Source organism: Escherichia sp. HH091_1A, from assembly GCF_030295175.1.
In the GTDB taxonomy this organism is placed as follows: domain Bacteria; phylum Pseudomonadota; class Gammaproteobacteria; order Enterobacterales; family Enterobacteriaceae; genus Escherichia; species Escherichia coli_F.
The window spans coordinates 1,522,664-1,543,318 of the sequence record NZ_AP025747.1; the positions used below are offsets into that span (position 1 = coordinate 1,522,664).

Here is a 20,655-nt window from a genome sequence, read left to right on the forward strand (position 1 = left end):
ATATTGGAACGTGATCAATATTGATCAGCTGTAAAAGGTGTCTGATGTGCAGTGGAACACAAACTTACGTGATCTCATTGCTAATGAGATATCCCTCATCTGAACACTTATGTCTTTAATTATTCTCGTGGTTCACTATAGGCAATAAGCACAAAAGTGTAGGATGTTATAAGAATGGTTAGGACTCGGTGAAATGAAAAATCCACGCAATTGCGTGGATTTTATATACTTTTGCGCTCTTCATGAGATTTAGCGAAACCTCATGAGACAACAAATTAATTAGACATTGAACAGGAAGTTCATTACATCGCCATCTTTAACGATGTAATCTTTACCTTCTGCACGCATTTTGCCTGCTTCTTTCGCGCCTTGTTCACCTTTGTAAGTGATGAAATCTTCGAACGAAATAGTTTGTGCGCGGATAAAGCCTTTTTCAAAATCAGTATGGATTTTGCCAGCGGCCTGCGGCGCGGTTGCACCAACCGGAATGGTCCATGCACGCACTTCTTTCACCCCAGCGGTGAAGTAAGTTTGCAGGTTCAGCAGCTTATAACCGGCACGGATCACGCGGTTCAGGCCCGGCTCTTCCAGCCCAAGCTCCTGCATAAACTCGTCACGTTCTTCGTCGTCCAGTTCGGCAATGTCTGCTTCAACAGCAGCACAAACCGGAACCACAACAGAACCTTCTTTCGCCGCGATTTCACGCACCTGGTCAAGATACGGGTTGTTTTCAAAACCGTCTTCGTTGACGTTGGCGATGTACATTGTTGGTTTCAGCGTCAGGAAGCTCAGGTAACGAATAGCCGCTTTCTCTTCAGCGCTTAAATCCAGCGCGCGCAGCATACCTGCGTTTTCCAGCTGTGGCAGGCATTTTTCCAGTACCGCCAGCTCGGCTTTCGCGTCTTTATCGCCGCCTTTGGCTTTCTTCTGTACGCGATGAATCGCACGTTCGCAGGTGTCGAGGTCTGCCAGCGCCAGTTCTGTGTTGATAACTTCAATATCATCCGCCGGGTTAACTTTGCCGGAAACGTGAATGATGTTGTCGTTTTCAAAGCAGCGAACAACGTGACCGATCGCTTCGGTTTCACGGATGTTGGTCAGGAACTGGTTACCCAGACCTTCGCCTTTCGATGCGCCTTTTACCAGACCGGCGATATCGACAAATTCCATGGTCGTGGGAAGCGTACGCTGCGGTTTTACGATTTCAGCCAGTTGATCCAGGCGAGGGTCAGGCATTGGTACGACGCCTGTGTTCGGCTCGATGGTGCAGAATGGAAAGTTGGCCGCTTCAATACCGGCTTTGGTCAGCGCGTTGAACAGGGTAGATTTCCCGACGTTGGGCAAACCGACGATACCGCATTTGAATCCCATGATTTAAATCACCTTAATATCTTAATAATCAACCTGTTATTGCTAACAGATTGCAGAAATGGAAATAACTTTGCCTATTATACACGGCACTCGGCAAAAATGCCGCAGACAACGACTTATTGCGCTTTAAAGGCGTGCAATCGGTTCGTTGCTTTGGTCAAGCCCTCTGTAAACCACATTTCAGTACAACGTGCCGCTTCGTCGATGGCTTCATCAATTAACTTCTGTTCACTAACAGGCGGTTTGCCTAACACAAAACCGACAACTTTATTTTTATCGCCCGGATGACCAATTCCGATGCGTAAACGGTGAAAGTTAGGGTTATTACCCAATTTACTGATGATGTCTTTCAGTCCATTGTGACCACCATGGCCACCGCCCAACTTAAATTTGGCGACGCCAGGAGGCAGATCCAGTTCGTCGTGGGCCACCAGAATCTCGTCCGGATTAATGCGGAAAAAACTGGCCATCGCCGCAACGGCTTTGCCGCTGAGATTCATAAATGTAGTCGGGACTAACAGGCGGACATCTTCGCCTCCAAGGGTGACTCGCGAAGTATAACCAAAGAATTTAGCCTCTTCGCGCAGCGGAGCGCGCAAACGCTCTGCCAGTAAGTCAACGAACCAGGCACCAGCATTATGTCGCGTTGCGGCGTATTCAGCGCCGGGGTTCGCCAGGCCGACAATCAATTTAATCGTCACGTTTTTTTGTCCTGAGTGTGTACATAACTGGCGCGTAGTTTACTGGTTGCGGCCCCGCTTGACAAAAAACTGCGTATCAAATGCAGATAACGCAATAATTGCCTAAGTGGACTATTAGAAAGTCAAGGTGTTCAGGCGTTTATTTGTAAAGTTTTGTTGAAATAAGGGTTGTAATTGTGATCACACCCGCACATAACCCACAGGGTGTTGTCTATACTTTACACATAAGGAAGAGGGGTATTCCCTGTTACAACCCAGAAGGTTCCGGAGGTGACATATGAAACGCAAAAACGCTTCGTTACTCGGTAACGTGCTCATGGGGTTGGGTCTGGTGGTGATGGTAGTTGGTGTGGGGTATTCAATCCTCAACCAGTTACCACAGTTTAATATGCCCCAGTATTTCGCACATGGTGCAGTGCTAAGTATTTTCGTCGGTGCCATTCTCTGGCTGGCGGGTGCCCGTGTTGGCGGGCATGAACAGGTGTGCGACCGTTACTGGTGGGTTCGCCACTATGACAAACGTTGCCGCCGTAGCGATAATCGCCGTCATAGCTAACAAATAATGCAGTTTGCTGACCAGTCAGTTTGCGCTGACTGGTCAATTTCGTACTTATAAATCCGCCATCGCCGCGCGACGATTCGGGAAGAAAGCAAGGCGGCCCGGGATCGGTTGAATGCCTGCGCGAGCCATAGTGCGCAGTGGCTGGAATTCCACGTTACACACGCGGAGTTCACATCCTTCGGGCAGACGCTTCACAAAACGCTGGAACGCATCAAGGCCACCAGCATCAAGCACCGGAACGGCATCCCACTTCAGAATGACAATCCGCTTGCCTTCGAGGCGTGACTCGAGGTCCGTGAACAGGCCTTCAGCCGCAGCAAAGAACAGCGGGCCAATAACGCGCAGAACCAGGACATCGTCTGGAACGTCTACGACTACTGGGGCCAGGCGAGTCATACGCGCGATACGACGCATAAACAGTAGCGATGCCAACACGATCCCCACACTGATGGCAATAACCATATCAAACAGCACAGTCAATGACATACACAGTAGCATGACGATGATGTCATCTTTTGGCGCATGACGAAGCAAATCGACCACTTTATGCGCTTCACTCATGTTCCACGCCACCATCAACAGCAGGGCAGCCATAGCGGAAAGTGGTAGCCAGGAGAGCAGCGGTGCCAGTACCAGCAGGGCAAGAATAACCAGAATAGAGTGAATCACCGCCGAGATAGGGGAAGTTGCCCCGGCACGGACGTTAGCGGCAGAACGCGCGATGGCAGCTGTAGCGGTAATACCACCAAAGAATGGGGCGATGATATTCCCCAGTCCCTGACCAACCAGTTCACTGTTCGCTTTGTGTTTCGTTCCTGTCATACCATCCAGTACCACGGCGCAGAGCAGTGATTCGATTGCGCCGAGCATTGCCATTGAGAATGCCGCAGGCAGCAGTGTGCGAATAGAATCCCAGGTTAGCGTGAATTCTGAATTAGGCAGGTCCCACGGCAGTACCAGCTGTGGCAGCAGTTGCGGAATACCGTTACCCTGAGTACCATCGGCCAGGACGTAGTGGAATTGCGAACCGATGGTAGCAACATGTCCGCCGAGCAGGTTAACAATCCCCATCACCGCGCAACCAGCCAGCAAGGCCGGAAGGTGACCGGGTAAACGAATGCCCAGACGTGGCCAGAAAACCAGAATGCCAAGCGTCACAATGCCAATGGCAGCATCACCCACATTAATGGTCGGCAACGCCATAAATAATGCGCCGACTTTTTGTAGATAATGCTCCGGGACATGGGCCATTTGCAGACCGAGAAAATCTTTAATCTGCATGGTACCGATGGTGATCCCGATACCCGAGGTGAAACCTAAGGTGACGGAAACCGGAATATACTCAATCAGGCGACCAAAGCGTGCCAGCCCCATCAGAATCAAAAAGATCCCCGACAGCAAGGTCGCGACCAGCAGTCCTGCCAGTCCAAACTGTTGCGAAACGGGATAGAGAATTACCACAAATGCCGCAGTCGGACCGGAAACGCTAAAGCGTGACCCACCCGTCAGAGCAATGACAATCCCCGCAACAGCTGCGGTATATAAACCGTACTGGGGTGCCACACCACTACCAATAGCCAACGCCATTGCCAGCGGGATAGCAATAATCCCGACGGTTATCCCGGCAATCAGGTCACGGGTAAACCGTGCGGCAGTATATTTTTCTTTCCAGCAAGCGTCGATCAGAGCGCGGAAAGGCATCACATGTGAGGAAAATATTTTGTTCACAATAATGTTTCATCCGTGAGCGCATCATCTGTCAACTAAATGGCAGGTGAAGGAGGCATAGGTCATACAAATGGATATTACAGACAAAAAAACCCGCCGCAGCGGGTCTTTGAGCCGGGTTCGATTAGTGTTCGAACATGGCAGAGATCGATTCTTCGTTGCTGATACGACGAATCGCTTCGGCCAGCATACCTGACAGGGTCAGAGTACGCACGTTCGGCAGTGATTTGATTTCATCGCTCAGCGGAATGGTATCGCAGACAACGACTTCATCAATTACAGAGTTACGCAGGTTGTTCGCCGCGTTGCCGGAGAAGATCGGGTGAGTCGCGTACGCAAATACACGTTTAGCACCACGTTCTTTCAGCGCTTCTGCAGCTTTACACAGCGTACCGCCAGTGTCGATCATATCATCGACCAGTACGCAGTCACGACCTGCAACGTCACCGATGATATGCATCACCTGGGAAACGTTCGCACGCGGACGACGTTTGTCGATGATTGCCATATCGGTATCGTTCAGCAGCTTAGCGATAGCGCGGGCACGCACAACGCCGCCGATATCCGGAGAAACCACAATCGGGTTATCCAGATTCAGCTGCAGCATGTCTTCCAGCAGGATCGGGCTACCAAATACGTTATCAACCGGAACGTCGAAGAAACCCTGAATCTGTTCAGCGTGCAGATCCACTGTCAGCACACGGTCAACACCGACGCTGGAGAGGAAGTCTGCAACCACTTTCGCAGTGATTGGTACACGAGCGGAACGGACGCGACGGTCCTGGCGCGCATAGCCAAAGTAGGGGATAACAGCGGTGATACGACCTGCGGAAGCACGACGCAGGGCATCAACCATAACGACTAATTCCATCAGGTTGTCGTTAGTAGGGGCACAAGTGGACTGGATGATGAAAATATCACCACCGCGTACATTTTCGTTAATTTGTACGCTGACTTCGCCGTCGCTAAAGCGACCTACAGCGGCGTCGCCGAGTGAAGTGTACAGGCGGTTGGCAATACGTTGTGCTAGTTCCGGGGTGGCGTTACCAGCAAAAAGCTTCATATCAGGCACGAGAAGAACCTCAGGCATGCGTCCATTGGTGGAAAGAATCTGCCGAAAACTGTGCGGGCCAGGCATGATTCTTTCCAGGCGGTGTATTAAAGAGCGCGATGCAACGTCTGGAACAAGGTGACGTTGTCACCGAAACTCAGCTTGCCCGGCTTAAAGCATGGCTCTGTGCAATGGGGAAAGATTAACGCCTTTCGCCACAAAGCCATTGAGCCATTCCGGGGCTTGCTCTAGCACCTGGCGGGCTTCAGACTCTGTATCAAATTCAGCAAAGACACAGGCCCCTGTCCCAGTCAGGCGCGACGGGGCGTATTCTAACAGCCAGGAAAGCACCGCATCAACCTCGCGAAAACGTTTTCTTGCGATAACCTCGCAATCATTGCTGAATTCACATTTTAGCAACGTTTCTATTGACCTTTTTGGCGTATTGCGCGGGAGTTCAGGATCTTTAAAAATCACCGGTGTCGGAATACTTACACCAGGGTGCGCCACCAAGTACCACTTCTCTGGCGGATCCACCGGCGTTAGTATTTCACCAACGCCTTCAGCAAACGCGGCATGACCCCGAACAAAGACAGGAACATCTGCGCCCAGCGTCAGCCCCATTTCCGCCAGCTCATCAATGCTTAGCCCGCATTGCCAGAGATGGTTTAATGCCACCAGCACCGTCGCGGCATTGGATGAACCACCACCCAGACCGCCGCCCATCGGCAAAAGCTTGTCAATACTGATTTCTGCACCGCTTCCCGTAGGAAGACGCCCGCTGGCGGCTGCTGTTTTCATCAGCAACCGTGCTGCGCGAACGATCAGGTTATCTTCATGTTCCACGCCTTCAACGGGTGTTAACAGACGAATATCCCCATCGTCACGAAGCTCAATGCTGATGGTGTCGCCGTAATCCAGGAACTGAAACAGCGTTTGCAGCGTGTGGTAACCGTCCGCACGCTGACCGGTAATGTATAAAAACAGATTAAGTTTTGCCGGAGAGGGCCACTGTGTCCGCATTATTTCACTATCCAGTTATCCATTTTTAACTTGATGCGCTGACCACCATCGGTGAGTTCCATATTGGCTGGCATCGCAGGTTGCGTTTTGGTGTCATAACCACCGTAAACAACTTTCCAGTTTTTGCCGTTTTGGCTGTAGGTGATTTCGCTGAGGCGATATTGATCGTCCAGTTTGTAGTCGGTTGCATCACCCGGTAAACCTAAAATCCACTGACGCAAACTGTTGAGCGGAATCGGCATTCCGGTCAATTTGCCAATCATCTCTTCGGCGTCATCGGCGGTGTAACGCTGCCCTTTATTGTCGACTAACTGCACGTTACCCGGCTGAGCATTCAGCTCCAGTTCGGTGCTGCCCAATGGGTTAGTCAGTAGCAGACGATAGCGATCCTGGCCGGTTTGTTGCCAGAAAAAGCGGGCGTAGACTTTTTGTTGATCAGAAATATAAGCGAACGCGCCGCGAGTCTGATACTGATTAAGATTACGCACGTCTTGCTGATGCTGACGCCATTGTGGCGAATCCGGGCTTTTGCCAGGACCTTTCGGCGTGGTAACGGAACAGGCAGTAAGCACGAGAGCAGCCAGTGGTAGCAGACGGATAAGACGAAAATCGGGCAGGGGCATAATGATGACAAGTCCTTGAGATACGTTGCAGTTATAACCCTTAATGCTAGCGTTACCGTCCGCTATCGTCTATGTTCAAGTTGTCTTAATTGCCAGAATCTAACGGCTTTCGGCAATTACTCCAAAAGGGGGCTCTCTCTTTTATTGATCTCGCGCATCCTGTATGATGCGAGCAGACTAACCCTATCAACGTTGGTATTATTTCCCGCAGACATGACCCTTTTAGCACTCGGTATCAACCATAAAACGGCTCCTGTATCGCTGCGAGAACGTGTATCGTTTTCGCCGGATAAGCTCGATCAGGCGCTTGACAGCCTGCTTGCGCAGCCGATGGTGCAGGGCGGCGTGGTACTGTCGACGTGTAACCGCACAGAACTTTATCTTAGCGTTGAAGAGCAGGATAACCTGCAAGAGGCGTTAATTCGTTGGCTTTGCGATTACCATAATCTCAATGAAGACGATCTGCGTAAAAGCCTCTACTGGCATCAGGATAACGATGCAGTTAGCCATTTAATGCGTGTTGCCAGCGGCCTGGATTCACTGGTTCTGGGGGAACCGCAGATCCTCGGTCAGGTTAAAAAGGCGTTTGCCGATTCGCAAAAAGGCCATATGAAGGCCAGCGAACTGGAACGCATGTTCCAGAAATCTTTCTCAGTCGCAAAACGCGTTCGTACTGAAACCGATATCGGTGCCAGCGCTGTGTCTGTCGCTTTTGCGGCTTGTACGCTGGCGCGTCAGATCTTTGAATCGCTCTCTACGGTGACGGTACTGCTGGTGGGTGCGGGCGAAACCATCGAGCTGGTGGCGCGTCATCTACGTGAACACAAAGTACAGAAGATGATTATCGCCAACCGTACTCGCGAACGCGCCCAAATTCTGGCAGATGAAGTCGGCGCAGAAGTGATTGCCTTGAGCGATATTGACGAACGTCTGCGCGAAGCCGATATCATCATCAGTTCCACCGCCAGCCCGTTACCGATTATCGGAAAAGGCATGGTGGAGCGCGCATTAAAAAGTCGTCGCAACCAACCGATGCTGCTGGTGGATATTGCCGTTCCACGCGATGTTGAGCCGGAAGTAGGTAAACTGGCGAATGCTTATCTTTATAGCGTTGACGATCTGCAAAGCATCATTTCGCATAACCTGGCGCAGCGTAAAGCCGCAGCAATTGAGGCGGAAACTATTGTCGCCCAGGAAACCAGCGAATTTATGGCGTGGCTGCGTGCACAAAGTGCCAGCGAAACCATTCGCGAGTATCGCAGCCAGGCAGAGCAAGTTCGCGATGAGTTAACCGCCAAAGCGTTAGCAGCCCTTGAGCAGGGCGGCGACGCGCAAGCCATTATGCAGGATCTGGCATGGAAACTGACTAACCGCCTGATCCATGCGCCAACGAAATCACTTCAACAGGCTGCCCGTGACGGGGATAACGAACGCCTGAATATTCTGCGCGACAGCCTCGGGCTGGAGTAGCAGTACATCATTTTCTTTTTTTACAGGGTGCATTTACGCCTATGAAGCCTTCTATCGTTGCCAAACTGGAAGCCCTGCATGAACGCCATGAAGAAGTTCAGGCATTGCTGGGTGACGCGCAAACTATCGCCGACCAGGAACGTTTTCGCGCATTATCACGCGAATATGCGCAGTTAAGTGATGTTTCGCGCTGTTTTACCGACTGGCAACAGGTTCAGGAAGATATCGAAACCGCACAGATGATGCTCGACGATCCTGAAATGCGTGAGATGGCGCAGGATGAACTGCGCGAAGCTAAAGAAAAAAGCGAGCAACTGGAACAGCAATTACAGGTTCTGTTACTACCAAAAGATCCTGATGACGAACGTAACGCCTTCCTCGAAGTCCGTGCCGGAACCGGCGGCGACGAAGCGGCACTGTTCGCTGGCGATCTGTTCCGTATGTACAGCCGTTACGCCGAAGCCCGCCGCTGGCGTGTAGAAATCATGAGCGCCAGCGAGGGTGAACATGGTGGCTATAAAGAGATCATCGCCAAAATTAGCGGTGATGGTGTATATGGTCGTTTGAAATTCGAATCTGGCGGTCATCGCGTGCAGCGTGTGCCTGCTACGGAATCGCAGGGTCGAATTCATACTTCTGCTTGTACCGTTGCGGTAATGCCAGAACTGCCTGACGCAGAACTGCCGGACATCAACCCAGCAGATTTGCGCATTGATACTTTCCGCTCGTCAGGGGCGGGTGGTCAGCACGTTAACACCACCGATTCGGCAATTCGTATTACTCACTTGCCGACCGGGATTGTTGTTGAATGTCAGGACGAACGTTCACAACATAAAAACAAAGCTAAAGCACTTTCTGTACTTGGTGCTCGCATCCACGCTGCAGAAATGGCAAAACGGCAACAGGCCGAAGCGTCTACCCGTCGTAACCTGCTGGGGAGTGGCGATCGCAGCGACCGTAACCGTACTTACAATTTCCCGCAGGGGCGCGTTACCGATCACCGCATCAACCTGACGCTCTACCGTCTGGATGAAGTGATGGAAGGTAAGCTGGATATGCTGATTGAACCGATTATCCAGGAACATCAGGCCGACCAACTGGCGGCGTTGTCCGAGCAGGAATAATGGAATATCAACACTGGTTACGTGAAGCAATAAGCCAACTTCAGGCGAGCGAAAGCCCGCGGCGTGATGCTGAAATCCTGCTGGAGCATGTTACCGGCAAAGGGCGTACTTTTATTCTCGCCTTTGGTGAAACGCAGCTGACTGACGAACAATGTCAGCAACTTGATGCGCTACTGACGCGTCGTCGCGATGGTGAACCTATTGCTCATTTAACCGGGGTGCGAGAATTCTGGTCGCTGCCGTTATTTGTTTCGCCAGCGACCTTAATTCCGCGCCCGGATACGGAGTGTCTGGTGGAGCAGGCACTGGCGCGGTTGCCTGAACAGCCTTGCCGTATTCTCGATCTCGGGACGGGTACCGGGGCGATTGCGCTGGCGCTGGCTAGCGAGCGCCCGGACTGTGAAATTACCGCTGTAGATCGTATGCCAGATGCTGTCTCTCTGGCGCAACGTAATGCCCAGCATCTGGCGATCAAAAATATCCATATTCTGCAAAGCGACTGGTTTAGCGCGCTAGCCGGGCAGCAGTTTGCGATGATTGTCAGTAATCCGCCGTATATTGACGAGCAGGACCCACATCTTCAACAAGGCGATGTCCGCTTTGAGCCGCTCACTGCGCTGGTTGCGGCAGACAGTGGAATGGCAGACATCGTGCATATCATCGAACAGTCGCGTAACGCGCTGGTATCCGGCGGCTTTCTGCTTCTGGAACATGGCTGGCAGCAGGGCGAAGCGGTGCGACAGGCATTTATCCACGCGGGATATCATGACGTCGAAACCTGTCGGGACTATGGTGATAACGAGCGCGTAACGCTCGGCCGCTATTATCAATGACAAGTTTTTCTACACTGCTTAGCGTTCATCTCATTAGCATTGCGCTTTCTGTAGGGCTATTAACCTTACGTTTCTGGCTACGTTATCAGAAGCATCCACAGGCATTTGCTCGTTGGACGCGCATCGTGCCGCCGGTTGTCGATACGGTGTTATTGTTAAGCGGCATTGCGTTGATGGCTAAAGCGCACATCCTGCCATTTTCCGGGCAGGCACAGTGGCTGACTGAAAAGCTGTTTGGAGTTATCATTTATATCGTTTTGGGTTTTATTGCACTCGATTATCGTCGTATGCACAGTCAGCAGGCGCGCATTATTGCCTTCCCGCTGGCGTTGGTGGTGCTGTACATCATCATTAAACTCGCCACCACAAAAGTACCGTTACTGGGGTAAGTCATGAGATCGTTAGCTGATTTCGAATTTAATAAAGCGCCATTGTGCGAAGGCATGATCCTGGCTTGCGAAGCAATCCGCCGCGATTTTCCCTCGCAAGATGTTTACGACGAACTGGAGCGTCTCGTTACTCTGGCGAAGGAAGAAATCAGCCAGCTTCTGCCTTTAGAAGAGCAGCTGGAAAAACTGATCGCGCTGTTTTACGGCGACTGGGGATTTAAAGCCTCACGCGGCGTTTATCGTCTTTCCGATGCATTATGGCTGGACCAGGTGTTAAAGAATCGACAGGGCAGTGCCGTATCATTAGGTGCGGTTTTATTATGGGTCGCGAACCGTCTCGATTTGCCGCTGCTGCCGGTGATTTTCCCGACGCAGCTGATATTGCGCATTGAATGTCCGGATGGCGAAATTTGGCTGATTAATCCTTTTAACGGTGAATCGTTAAGCGAACATATGCTGGACGTTTGGTTAAAGGGAAATATCAGCCCGTCAGCGGAGCTGTTTTATGAAGATCTTGATGAAGCTGATAACATTGAGGTAATCCGCAAATTGCTGGACACACTCAAAGCCTCGTTGATGGAAGAAAATCAGATGGAGCTGGCATTACGCACCAGCGAAGCTTTATTACAATTCAACCCGGAAGATCCCTATGAAATTCGCGATCGCGGGTTGATTTATGCGCAACTGGATTGCGAACACGTTGCGTTGAACGATTTAAGTTATTTCGTTGAACAGTGTCCGGAAGACCCGATCAGCGAAATGATCCGTGCGCAAATAAATAACATCGCGCATAAACATATTGTGCTGCATTAATTAATCGACATTTTACTCAAGATTAAGGCGATCCTATGAAACAAAAAGTGGTTAGCATTGGCGACATCAACGTAGCAAATGACCTGCCGTTCGTACTGTTTGGCGGTATGAACGTGCTGGAATCTCGCGATCTGGCGATGCGCATTTGCGAGCACTACGTAACCGTGACCCAGAAACTGGGTATACCTTACGTGTTCAAAGCCTCTTTTGACAAAGCCAACCGCTCCTCCATCCACTCTTATCGTGGACCGGGCCTGGAAGAAGGGATGAAAATCTTCCAGGAGTTGAAGCAGACTTTTGGCGTGAAAATTATCACCGACGTTCACGAACCAAGCCAGGCTCAGCCCGTTGCTGATGTTGTGGATGTGATTCAGTTGCCGGCGTTTCTTGCTCGCCAGACTGACCTGGTTGAAGCCATGGCGAAAACCGGTGCGGTAATTAACGTCAAGAAACCGCAGTTTGTCAGCCCGGGACAGATGGGTAATATCGTTGATAAATTCAAAGAAGGCGGCAACGAAAAAGTGATTCTTTGCGATCGCGGTGCTAACTTCGGCTATGACAACCTGGTTGTTGATATGCTGGGCTTCAGCATCATGAAGAAAGTGTCTGGTAATTCACCGGTGATTTTCGACGTGACCCACGCACTGCAATGCCGCGATCCGTTTGGCGCAGCTTCCGGCGGTCGTCGTGCTCAGGTGGCTGAGCTGGCACGTGCCGGTATGGCGGTAGGTCTGGCGGGGCTGTTTATTGAAGCGCATCCGGATCCGGAACATGCGAAATGTGATGGTCCATCCGCGCTGCCGCTGGCTAAACTGGAACCGTTCCTCAAGCAGATGAAAGCGATTGATGACCTGGTGAAAGGTTTCGAAGAACTGGATACCAGCAAGTAATCTTTTTTGCCTGAAAACTAAAGCCTTAGCGTTCTGCGTTAAGGCTTTTTTCATGGGGCCGGATACAAAAAAGGCCGCAGGCTGTTACCCCTGCGGCCGGTTTCGGGCGCATATTGCCATCACGGCAGCCTGACGCCCGTTTTCACCTTACTTCCGGTTACGCCACCAGCTGACAATCGCTGCGGTAATAATTCCCGCCAGGATCGGTGCTGCCAGGTCGTGCCAGAAAGTCATGGCAAACTGCGCGAGCTTCATATAGCCGCCTTGTTGTAATGACAACATTTTGCGGCTATTCTTGAAGTGTCTGGTTTCAAGATTAGCCCCCGTTCTGTTGTCAGGTTGTACCTCTCAACGTGCGGGGGTTTTCTCTTTCCAGCAACCAATGCCACCAGGGATAGAGCCCCCGCAACATTGTGCCTCACCGGATAACTCCGGCTTGGTGTGGATACTACGTCTCAATTCATCTTCACTTCATCCCTGAAATGTTTGCAATGAAGAGTGCATTCCGGTTTTTCAACAGCTGTTACAGTCGTTTCATGAGTGCTCTGGATGATGCTTCCAGCTCGGGTTGCCAATATTTACTTGCAGAAGAGATAAAGACAAAAAGGGCCGCAGGCTGTTACCCCTGCGGCCGGTTTCGGGCGCATATTGCCATCACGGCAGCCTGACGCCCGTTTTCACCTTACTTCCGGTTACGCCACCAGCTGACAATCACTGCGGTAATAATCCCCGCCAGGATCGGTGCCGCCAGGTCGTGCCAGAAAATCATGGCAAACTGCGCGAGCGTCATATAGCCGCCTTGTTGTAATGACAACATTTTGCGGCTATTCTTGAATTGTTGATGGTTCAAGATTAGCCCCCGTTCTGTTGTCAGGTTTTACCTCTCAACGTGCGGGGGTTTTCTCTTTCCAGCAACCAATGCCACCAGGGATAAAGCCCCCGCAACATTGCGCCTCACCGGATAACGCCGGCTTGGTGTGGATATTACGTCTCAATTCATCTTCACTTCATCCCTGAAATGTTTGCAATAAAGAGTACATTCCGGCTTTTCAACAGCTGTTGCAGTGGTTTCGTGCAGGTTGTGGTACAGGCTCGCAATTCTGATTAACGACCTGTTCAGGTAGTATGAAGAAATACAATAAGCAGGAATTTATATTATCTCCCCCGATTTCTGTCATCGGAGGAGATATAACTGTCAGGCAAATATCGTCATCAAATAGGCGGCAAACAGTGCCAGATGCGCTGCGCCATTGAGCACGTTAGTACGTCCGGTGGAGAAGGAGATATGGCACAGCACTAAAGAGGCCACCATCACCACCATTTCTGGCGCACCAAGTGCAAACTGCAATTCGTTACCCGTCATAAAGGCAATTAGCGTGACGACAGGTACGGTAAGCGAAATGGTTGCTAACACTGAACCAAAGAACAGATTCATCGCGCGCTGGACCTGGTTGTTCAACACTGCTTTTAACGCACCTAAACCTTCCGGCGACAGAATCAACAGAGCCACCAGGAAGCCAGTAAAGGCGACAGGGGCATTCATGCTGTCGAGCAATGTCTCCAGCGGGCTGGCGTTCATTTTGGTGACTGCAATAACGGCAATCAGATGGACAATCAACCAGATAGCATGCCACAGGCTGCTATGGGCAGACGGTTTACCGTGGTGCGGGTCGTCATCATCACTGTCATCTTCGTGCTCGTAGACAAATAAACTTTGATGCGTTTTGGTCTGGATCAGCAAAAATACGCCATACATTGCTGCAGAAATTAATGCTACCAGTAACGCCTGACCGGTTGAAAAATTCGCCACAGGCAGAGCCATTGGAAATACCAGTACGATTATCGCCAGGGGGAACAGCGCAATTAAATACTGCTTGATACCAAACAGATTCATATATTGGGTGGCAAACTTGCGTCCGCCCAACAATAATGAAAAGCCAACCAGTCCACCGGTAACAATCATAATGATTGAATAGAGCGTATCACGCATTAGCGTCGGTGCGGCGTCGCCAGTTGCCATTAGAGCTGAAATCAAACTGACTTCAAGAATAACCACTGAAAGGCTAAGAATAAGCGAACCGTAAGGTTCTCCCAGGCGATGGGCTAATACGTCCGCATGACGGACAACACTAAAGGCGCTACTTAAAATACCAATAAGAGCAAGAAGATTGATGGCAATGACCACTGGTAGTGTCTGGCTGCTTCCCCACAGGAACAGCACTACCAGCGCCAGAACCGGGAAAATAAGCGAAGTCTCCTTGTGGCGGGTTTTTACCGCCTCTTGAGCATTTGACATTATGGTTATCCCTTTGCAGATGAATTTATCGAAAATGTAAAAAATAGGTAGGAAAAATAACAGAAAGTGTCTGGATATCGGTAACATTTTACGAAATTTTACCCCGCTGTCGATTTTTTACTCATCGGGCCATAAAAATAAGCAATGCGTTTAGACAATGTTTGTTTTAGCGTTTCTTAAGAAGAGTCTGACATGAAAATTCTTATGTTTTGGCAAGAGTGGATATTGTTGACCACACTTAATGTTCAACTTTGTAAAAGGAGTCAACGATGCCGTATAAAACGAAAAGCGATCTGCCGGAAAGCGTAAAGCACGTGCTACCGTCTCATGCTCAGGATATCTATAAAGAAGCGTTCAACAGCGCATGGGATCAATATAAAGATAAAGAAGATCGGCGTGATGACGCCAGTCGCGAAGAAACCGCGCATAAAGTGGCCTGGGCTGCTGTGAAGCATGAATATGCCAAAGGGGATGATGATAAATGGCATAAAAAATCGTAAAACCGGTAGCTTAGTTAAAGCTATTCGTGCGGTGTTGCCTTGCAAGTGGTCCGTGGATTGCATATTGTCCCGTTAATGGTTTCAAAATGAGCAGTAAAATGTCCGGAAGACACCAAAAAGTTGTCGCAGGGAAGTATGCAGTGGCGGAGGTGTAAGGTGATAACGCGTGATTTCTTGATGAATGCCGATTGTAAAACGGCATTTGGTGCCATTGAAGAATCACTCTTATGGTCAGCAGAGCAACGGGCGGCTTCGCTGGCGGCGACGCTGGCTTGTCGACCTGATGAGGGACCGGTGTGGATCTTCGGTTATGGATCGTTGATGTGGAATCCGGCACTGGAGTTTACCGAGTCGTGCACCGGTACACTGGTTGGATGGCATCGCGCGTTTTGCCTGCGCCTGACCGCCGGGCGCGGGACTGCGCACCAGCCGGGACGGATGCTTGCACTGAAAGAGGGCGGACGCACCACAGGCGTCGCCTATCGACTGCCAGAAGAGACGCTGGAGCAGGAACTAACCCTGTTGTGGAAGCGCGAGATGATTACCGGCTGTTATCTGCCAACCTGGTGTCAGCTTGATCTTGATGATGGACGCACAGTAAACGCCATTGTGTTTATTATGGACCCGCGACATCCAGAATATGAATCTGACACTCGCGCTCAGGTCATCGCGCCGTTGATTGCGGCGGCGAGCGGTCCACTGGGAACCAACGCACAATACCTGTTTTCACTGGAACAGGAGCTTATCAAACTGGGAATGCAGGACGATGGGCTGAATGATTTGCTGGTATCGGTAAAAAAACTGCTGGCGGAGAATTATCCGGATGGTGTGTTACGGCCGGGATTCGCCTGAGTAAACTTCCCTCATAGTGGGGCGTCAGACGCCCCCTCAAACATTAAAATGTGAGCACTTTATCGGCTGACAGCGTCCATTGCGCCAGTTCCACAAGAGTACCGATTTCCACCCCATCAATCAGAGGAAGTGTACTAATCCCGCGCCCGTCGGTACAGGTTTTGCACAATTTCACCGGTACATTCTGAGCGGTAAGGATCTCCAGCATTTGCTGAATGTTGTAGCCTTCCCCTGGTTTTTGCCCGCGCAACCCGGCTGTGACCGCATCAGACATCAGGAACAGACGCAGATCCAGATTGTTCTCCTGCTCTCGTAACGCAATGGCCAGCCGCAAGCTGTTAAACAAGGATTCGCTCCCGTAAGGTGCGCCATTGGCAACGATCACGATTTTTTGCATTATTTACTCCTGTATTCAGGGAATTAGACACTTATCTTCTATCTTACTGCTTCTGCAGCGTCTGACCAATCGGTCACATTTTTAAGGATTTTCCTGAAAGCGCGAGAAAATACGACAAAAGTTGCCAGTAATCGTTATTCTTTAAGGCTATGGTTTTTCATTTTTTACCGGAAGTTACCGACGTTTTGAGCCGTTTCGTTCCTCGCATTATTCCGTTTTATTTACTCTTGCTGGCGGCAGGCGGTACAGCTAACGCACAATCTACCTTCGAGCAAAAAGCGGCAAATCCCTTTGATAATAACAATGATGGTCTGCCGGATTTAGGCATGGCTCCCGAAAATCATGATGGGGAAAAACACTTTGCTGAAATTGTGAAAGATTTCGGCGAAACCAGTATGAATGATAACGGGCTGGATACTGGCGAGCAGGCAAAAGCTTTCGCATTGGGAAAAGTCCGCGACGCGCTTAGTCAGCAGGTTAATCAGCACCTGGAATCCTGGCTATCACCGTGGGGAAATGCCAGTGTTGACGTCAAAGTAGATAACGAAGGTCATTTCACCGGCAGTCGCGGAAGTTGGTTTGTGCCTTTACAGGATAATGATCGTTATCTCACCTGGAGCCAGCTGGGTCTTACTCAGCAGGATGATGGGCTGGTGACCAATCTTGGAGTTGGGCAACGCTGGGCGCGCGGCAACTGGCTGGTGGGGTATAACACCTTTTATGACAACTTGCTGGACGAAAATCTTCAGCGAGCAGGCCTTGGCGCCGAAGCGTGGGGCGAATATTTGCGGCTATCAGCAAACTATTATCAGCCGTTTGCTACATGGCATGAACAGACAGCCATACAAGAACAAAGGATGGCGCGCGGGTACGATCTGACGGCCCGGATGCGCATGCCGTTCTATCAACACCTCAATACCAGCGTCAGCGTAGAACAGTATTTTGGTGATCGCGTTGATTTATTTAACTCTGGTACGGGTTATCACAATCCCGTCGCGTTGAGTCTGGGATTAAATTATACCCCAGTGCCATTAGTCACGGTGACGGCCCAGCATAAACAGGGTGAAAGCGGCGAGAATCAAAATAACCTCGGGCTGAATCTTAACTACCGCTTTGGTGTCCCGCTCAAAAAACAACTTTCTGCGGGCGAGGTTGCCGAAAGTCAGTCGTTACGTGGTAGTCGCTATGATAATCCGCAGCGAAATAATCTACCGACTCTTGAGTACCGACAGCGAAAAACGTTAACGGTGTTTCTGGCGACACCGCCGTGGGATCTAAAACCTGGCGAAACAGTGCCGCTGAAATTACAAATCCGCAGTCGTTATGGTATTCGGCAACTGATTTGGCAGGGCGATACGCAGATATTAAGTTTGACGCCGGGCGCACAAGCCAATAGCGCGGAGGGCTGGACGCTGATCATGCCTGACTGGCAAAACGGGGAAGGGGCAAGCAATCACTGGCGATTGTCTGTAGTGGTGGAAGATAACCAGGGGCAGCGTGTCTCCTCCAATGAGATCACGCTAACGCTTGTCGAACCGTTCGACGCATTGTCAAACGACGAACTGCGCTGGGAACCGTAATCAGAAAATGCGCTCCTGATGCACCCATACTGCTGCTTCCACGCGAGACTTGAGCTTCATTTTCTTCAGCATGTGCTTGACGTGCACTTTTACTGTGCTTTCGGTGATGTCCAGGCGGCGGGCAATCATCTTGTTTGGCAAACCCTGGGCAATCAGCTTGAGAATGTCGCGCTCGCGTGGGGTTAACTGGTTAACATCGCGTTCAGTAGTGGCACGGTTAGCGCGCAAGCTGGCGGCCAGAACAGGCGTTAATGCTTCGCTTAATACCATTTCGCCAGCAGCAGCCTGATGCAATGCTTTCAGCAGATCTTCCGGTTCCATATCTTTTAACAGATAGCCATCCGCGCCGCGTTTCAGTGCGGTGACCACATCTTCTTCATGGTTAGAGACGCTGAATACCACAATGCGCCCGGAGAGGGACTTTTCGCGCAGTTTATCCAGCGTTTCCAGACCGTTCATGCCGGGCATATTGAGATCTAACAAGATCAAATCGGGATCAAGAGACTCCGCCAGTTCAATACCCTGTTCGCCATTACTCGCTTCGCCAACCACGGTGATATCTGGTGCCATACTGATAAGCTGTTTTACGCCAGTTCGCAGCATCGGGTGATCGTCGATCAGCAGGATAGTAGCCGGTTCCTGATTACTCATGGGTATCTCCTTGGACGTCTGTGAAAGTTTTTTCGGGAATAAAGGTGACCACCACTTCGGTGCCACCTGATTCACGACGGCGGACGCGGCAATCGCCTCGTAAACTTTGCGCACGGTCGCGCATTATTATCATGCCGTAGTGATTGCTGCGGATGGCATTTTCAGGCACGCCGCAGCCGTTATCCTGGACGGTCAGTTTGACCTGATTATCGTTTTGCGCCACTGTCACCACGACCTCACTCGCTTGCGAATGTTTGAGGGCGTTACTTAATGCCTCACGGGCAATTTGTAACAGATGGATTGCCTGATGCGAAGGTACCAGACGAGGCGGCAATTGATAATCCAGCTTCACCGGGAAGCCAAATTTGGCGCTGTACTCTTCGCAACTCGCTTCCAGTGCCGGACGTAATCCAGGCTCGGTGAGCTGCAAGCGGAATGTGGTGAGCAATTCACGCAACTGCGCCCAGGATGCATTCAGTTCGTTACGGATCTGACTTAACAGTTCGCGGCTGCTTTCTGGCAGCGCATCGCCCTGCATCTGTAAACAACTCACCTGCATCTTCATGCAAGAGAGAGATTGGGCAATAGAATCATGCAGTTCGCGCGCAATGGTGGCACGCTCTTCCATCACGATCAACTGTTGCTGACGTTCCTGATGGCGATCCAGCGCAAGCGTGGCGGTGAGTTGTTCAACCAGGGTATCCACCAGTTGTTGTTGATCATGACTAAGATGACGCCCCTGCGGCAGGGTTGCCAGCAAAATACCGTACTGCGTATGAGAGTCAGCCAGCCGCCACTTCAGGGTTGTGCCGCGATCGCCAACGGGGAGTACACCGCGCGGGCAGAGCTGACAGCCTTTATCATCGCAGGTCATATCTGGCTGGCAGGTAAACTCCTGATGATTCTCTTCATCATCAGTGTCATACACCCGCAGTTCGATATCACGTAGCAGGGTTAAATTCTGTAAGCCGTTGAGTACAGGTGACAGGCGTTCACACAGCGGGGCGCGGGAATGCAAACGGCGGTTGGCCTGCCATAAAAAAGAGAGGATCTGATTTTTATGTTCCAGCCCGGCGGTTTTCTCCTGAACCCGCTGCTCAAGTACGGCGTAACTTTCCGCCAGTTCTGCAGACATATTGTTCAACGCAGTTCCAAGCATAGCCATTTCGTTGCGCCCGCTGATGTTCGCGCGTTGGGTAAAATCGCGATGGCTGACGGCACTCGCCATTGCCAACAACTGCCGCCACGGTTGTAGCAGTCGCGCCCGCAACCAGATAATAGTGAACACCAGTAAAAGTGCCATAAATACCGCCATTACCCGATGGACCAGCACCACTGTCTCAATGCGCATTTCCGTGGTGCGGTCAAAACCAGATACCAGTTGATCAAGCCCGGCAACAAACTGGCTGACATCCGCTGACACCGTTTTGCGGTTTTGTGCACACAGCAGCGCAGGGATCAGTTCATTACGCCAGTAATCTTGTAAACCCTGTAGTTGCGCCAGTTGTCCGTCTCGTTCTGCTGCTCGGGTTAACTCGGCGCTAAATGCCGTTTGTTCCATCTCTTTAATTAAGGGCTTGTCTTTCTCGCTTAATGGCACTGCCGCCAACAGACGGTAACTTTGCATGCGCAGCGATCCCGCTTTGTTGATCGCATGGGCGCTGCCCTGAACGCCTTGTACCAGCCAGCCAGAAACCGCCATCCCCGCCAGTCCAATAGCAGTAGAAAGCAACACAATAAGCGCAACCTGATTAACCAGGGTGAGCGGAGAGAGACAACGTTTAAGCATGCAAACCTCTTC

At 50.9% G+C, this 20,655-nt stretch carries 22 protein-coding genes; 10 read left to right on the forward strand and 12 right to left on the reverse strand.

Features of this window, described 5'->3' with window-relative positions:
- Window positions 1–279: 279 nt before the first annotated feature.
- Entirely contained in the window at window positions 280–1,371 is a 1,092-nt protein-coding gene (gene ychF / locus QUF14_RS07495; protein ID WP_000505866.1) for a redox-regulated ATPase YchF, read from the reverse strand.
- A gap of 116 nt (window positions 1,372–1,487) precedes the next feature.
- A complete protein-coding gene (gene pth, locus QUF14_RS07500; protein ID WP_000152937.1) occupies window positions 1,488–2,072 on the reverse strand; it encodes an aminoacyl-tRNA hydrolase in 585 nt (194 codons plus the stop codon).
- 277 nt (window positions 2,073–2,349) lie between these two features.
- On the opposite strand from pth, the gene ychH reads away from it, so the two are divergent.
- Entirely contained in the window at window positions 2,350–2,628 is a 279-nt protein-coding gene (gene ychH, locus QUF14_RS07505) for a stress-induced protein YchH (RefSeq protein WP_000823885.1), read from the forward strand.
- Between the two features lie 54 nt (window positions 2,629–2,682).
- On the opposite strand, the gene dauA is transcribed toward ychH, so the two are convergent.
- The 4 genes from dauA to lolB form a co-directional block, all read right to left on the reverse strand.
- Complete coding sequence (dauA, locus tag QUF14_RS07510) at window positions 2,683–4,362, reverse strand: C4-dicarboxylic acid transporter DauA (protein WP_001033359.1); 1,680 nt, start codon at window positions 4,360–4,362, stop codon at window positions 2,683–2,685.
- Window positions 4,363–4,486: 124 nt separating this feature from the next.
- Window positions 4,487–5,434, reverse strand: a complete 948-nt coding sequence (gene prs, locus QUF14_RS07515; RefSeq protein WP_001298109.1) for a ribose-phosphate diphosphokinase — start codon at window positions 5,432–5,434, stop codon at window positions 4,487–4,489.
- 150 nt (window positions 5,435–5,584) lie between these two features.
- Window positions 5,585–6,436 (reverse strand): 4-(cytidine 5'-diphospho)-2-C-methyl-D-erythritol kinase, encoded by an 852-nt coding sequence (gene ispE, locus QUF14_RS07520; protein ID WP_001260318.1) that lies wholly within the window; start codon window positions 6,434–6,436, stop codon window positions 5,585–5,587.
- The gene (gene lolB, locus QUF14_RS07525) at window positions 6,436–7,059 is read right to left on the reverse strand and encodes a lipoprotein insertase outer membrane protein LolB (RefSeq protein ID WP_001130692.1); all 624 of its coding nucleotides are present in this window, start codon (window positions 7,057–7,059) and stop codon (window positions 6,436–6,438) included. Before lolB ends, ispE begins: the two co-directional genes overlap by 1 nt.
- A 213-nt stretch (window positions 7,060–7,272) precedes the next feature.
- On the opposite strand from lolB, the gene hemA reads away from it, so the two are divergent.
- From hemA to kdsA, 6 genes are read left to right on the forward strand one after another with little or no spacing between them, the layout of a single operon-like run.
- Complete coding sequence (gene hemA, locus QUF14_RS07530; protein ID WP_024211932.1) at window positions 7,273–8,529, forward strand: glutamyl-tRNA reductase; 1,257 nt, start codon at window positions 7,273–7,275, stop codon at window positions 8,527–8,529.
- Between the two features lie 41 nt (window positions 8,530–8,570).
- Window positions 8,571–9,653, forward strand: coding sequence for a peptide chain release factor 1 (gene prfA, locus QUF14_RS07535; RefSeq protein ID WP_000804726.1), 1,083 nt, complete (start codon window positions 8,571–8,573; stop codon window positions 9,651–9,653).
- Window positions 9,653–10,486: a peptide chain release factor N(5)-glutamine methyltransferase gene (gene prmC / locus QUF14_RS07540; protein ID WP_000456456.1), complete on the forward strand. Its 834-nt coding sequence runs from the start codon at window positions 9,653–9,655 to the stop codon at window positions 10,484–10,486. Before prfA ends, prmC begins: the two co-directional genes overlap by 1 nt.
- Complete coding sequence (gene sirB2, locus QUF14_RS07545; protein ID WP_000200378.1) at window positions 10,483–10,875, forward strand: invasion regulator SirB2; 393 nt, start codon at window positions 10,483–10,485, stop codon at window positions 10,873–10,875. Before prmC ends, sirB2 begins: the two co-directional genes overlap by 4 nt.
- A gap of 3 nt (window positions 10,876–10,878) precedes the next feature.
- Window positions 10,879–11,688 carry an invasion regulator SirB1 gene (gene sirB1, locus QUF14_RS07550; protein ID WP_001257058.1) on the forward strand — a complete coding sequence of 270 codons (810 nt, stop codon included), beginning with the start codon at window positions 10,879–10,881 and terminating at the stop codon, window positions 11,686–11,688.
- A 35-nt stretch (window positions 11,689–11,723) separates the two neighbouring features.
- Entirely contained in the window at window positions 11,724–12,578 is an 855-nt protein-coding gene (gene kdsA, locus QUF14_RS07555; protein WP_000811065.1) for a 3-deoxy-8-phosphooctulonate synthase, read from the forward strand.
- 147 nt (window positions 12,579–12,725) lie between these two features.
- Here the strand turns inward: kdsA and QUF14_RS07560 are convergent, their stop codons facing one another.
- From QUF14_RS07560 to chaA, 3 genes are all read right to left on the reverse strand, one after another.
- Window positions 12,726–12,833 carry a type I toxin-antitoxin system toxin Ldr family protein gene (locus QUF14_RS07560; RefSeq protein WP_100733948.1) on the reverse strand — a complete coding sequence of 36 codons (108 nt, stop codon included), beginning with the start codon at window positions 12,831–12,833 and terminating at the stop codon, window positions 12,726–12,728.
- Between the two features lie 427 nt (window positions 12,834–13,260).
- Window positions 13,261–13,368 (reverse strand): type I toxin-antitoxin system toxin Ldr family protein, encoded by a 108-nt coding sequence (locus QUF14_RS07565; protein ID WP_000170956.1) that lies wholly within the window; start codon window positions 13,366–13,368, stop codon window positions 13,261–13,263.
- A gap of 405 nt (window positions 13,369–13,773) precedes the next feature.
- Window positions 13,774–14,874, reverse strand: a complete 1,101-nt coding sequence (gene chaA, locus QUF14_RS07570; protein ID WP_001306585.1) for a sodium-potassium/proton antiporter ChaA — start codon at window positions 14,872–14,874, stop codon at window positions 13,774–13,776.
- A gap of 269 nt (window positions 14,875–15,143) precedes the next feature.
- Between chaA and chaB the strand changes: the two genes are divergently transcribed.
- Both chaB and chaC read left to right on the forward strand, forming a co-directional pair.
- The gene (gene chaB / locus QUF14_RS07575) at window positions 15,144–15,374 is read left to right on the forward strand and encodes a putative cation transport regulator ChaB (RefSeq protein ID WP_001146444.1); all 231 of its coding nucleotides are present in this window, start codon (window positions 15,144–15,146) and stop codon (window positions 15,372–15,374) included.
- Between the two features lie 156 nt (window positions 15,375–15,530).
- A complete protein-coding gene (gene chaC, locus QUF14_RS07580; RefSeq protein WP_001295621.1) occupies window positions 15,531–16,226 on the forward strand; it encodes a glutathione-specific gamma-glutamylcyclotransferase in 696 nt (231 codons plus the stop codon).
- Window positions 16,227–16,269: 43 nt separating this feature from the next.
- Here the strand turns inward: chaC and ychN are convergent, their stop codons facing one another.
- Complete coding sequence (gene ychN / locus QUF14_RS07585) at window positions 16,270–16,623, reverse strand: DsrE/F sulfur relay family protein YchN (protein ID WP_001169659.1); 354 nt, start codon at window positions 16,621–16,623, stop codon at window positions 16,270–16,272.
- A gap of 185 nt (window positions 16,624–16,808) precedes the next feature.
- On the opposite strand from ychN, the gene ychO reads away from it, so the two are divergent.
- The gene (gene ychO, locus QUF14_RS07590; protein WP_024212040.1) at window positions 16,809–18,203 is read left to right on the forward strand and encodes an inverse autotransporter invasin YchO; all 1,395 of its coding nucleotides are present in this window, start codon (window positions 16,809–16,811) and stop codon (window positions 18,201–18,203) included.
- Here ychO and narL read toward each other — a convergent pair whose 3' ends face one another.
- Window positions 18,204–18,854 (reverse strand): two-component system response regulator NarL, encoded by a 651-nt coding sequence (gene narL, locus QUF14_RS07595; RefSeq protein ID WP_000070491.1) that lies wholly within the window; start codon window positions 18,852–18,854, stop codon window positions 18,204–18,206.
- Window positions 18,847–20,643 carry a nitrate/nitrite two-component system sensor histidine kinase NarX gene (narX, locus tag QUF14_RS07600; RefSeq protein ID WP_000918045.1) on the reverse strand — a complete coding sequence of 599 codons (1,797 nt, stop codon included), beginning with the start codon at window positions 20,641–20,643 and terminating at the stop codon, window positions 18,847–18,849. The genes narL and narX overlap by 8 nt, the downstream gene beginning before the upstream one ends.
- Window positions 20,644–20,655 lie beyond the last annotated feature (12 nt).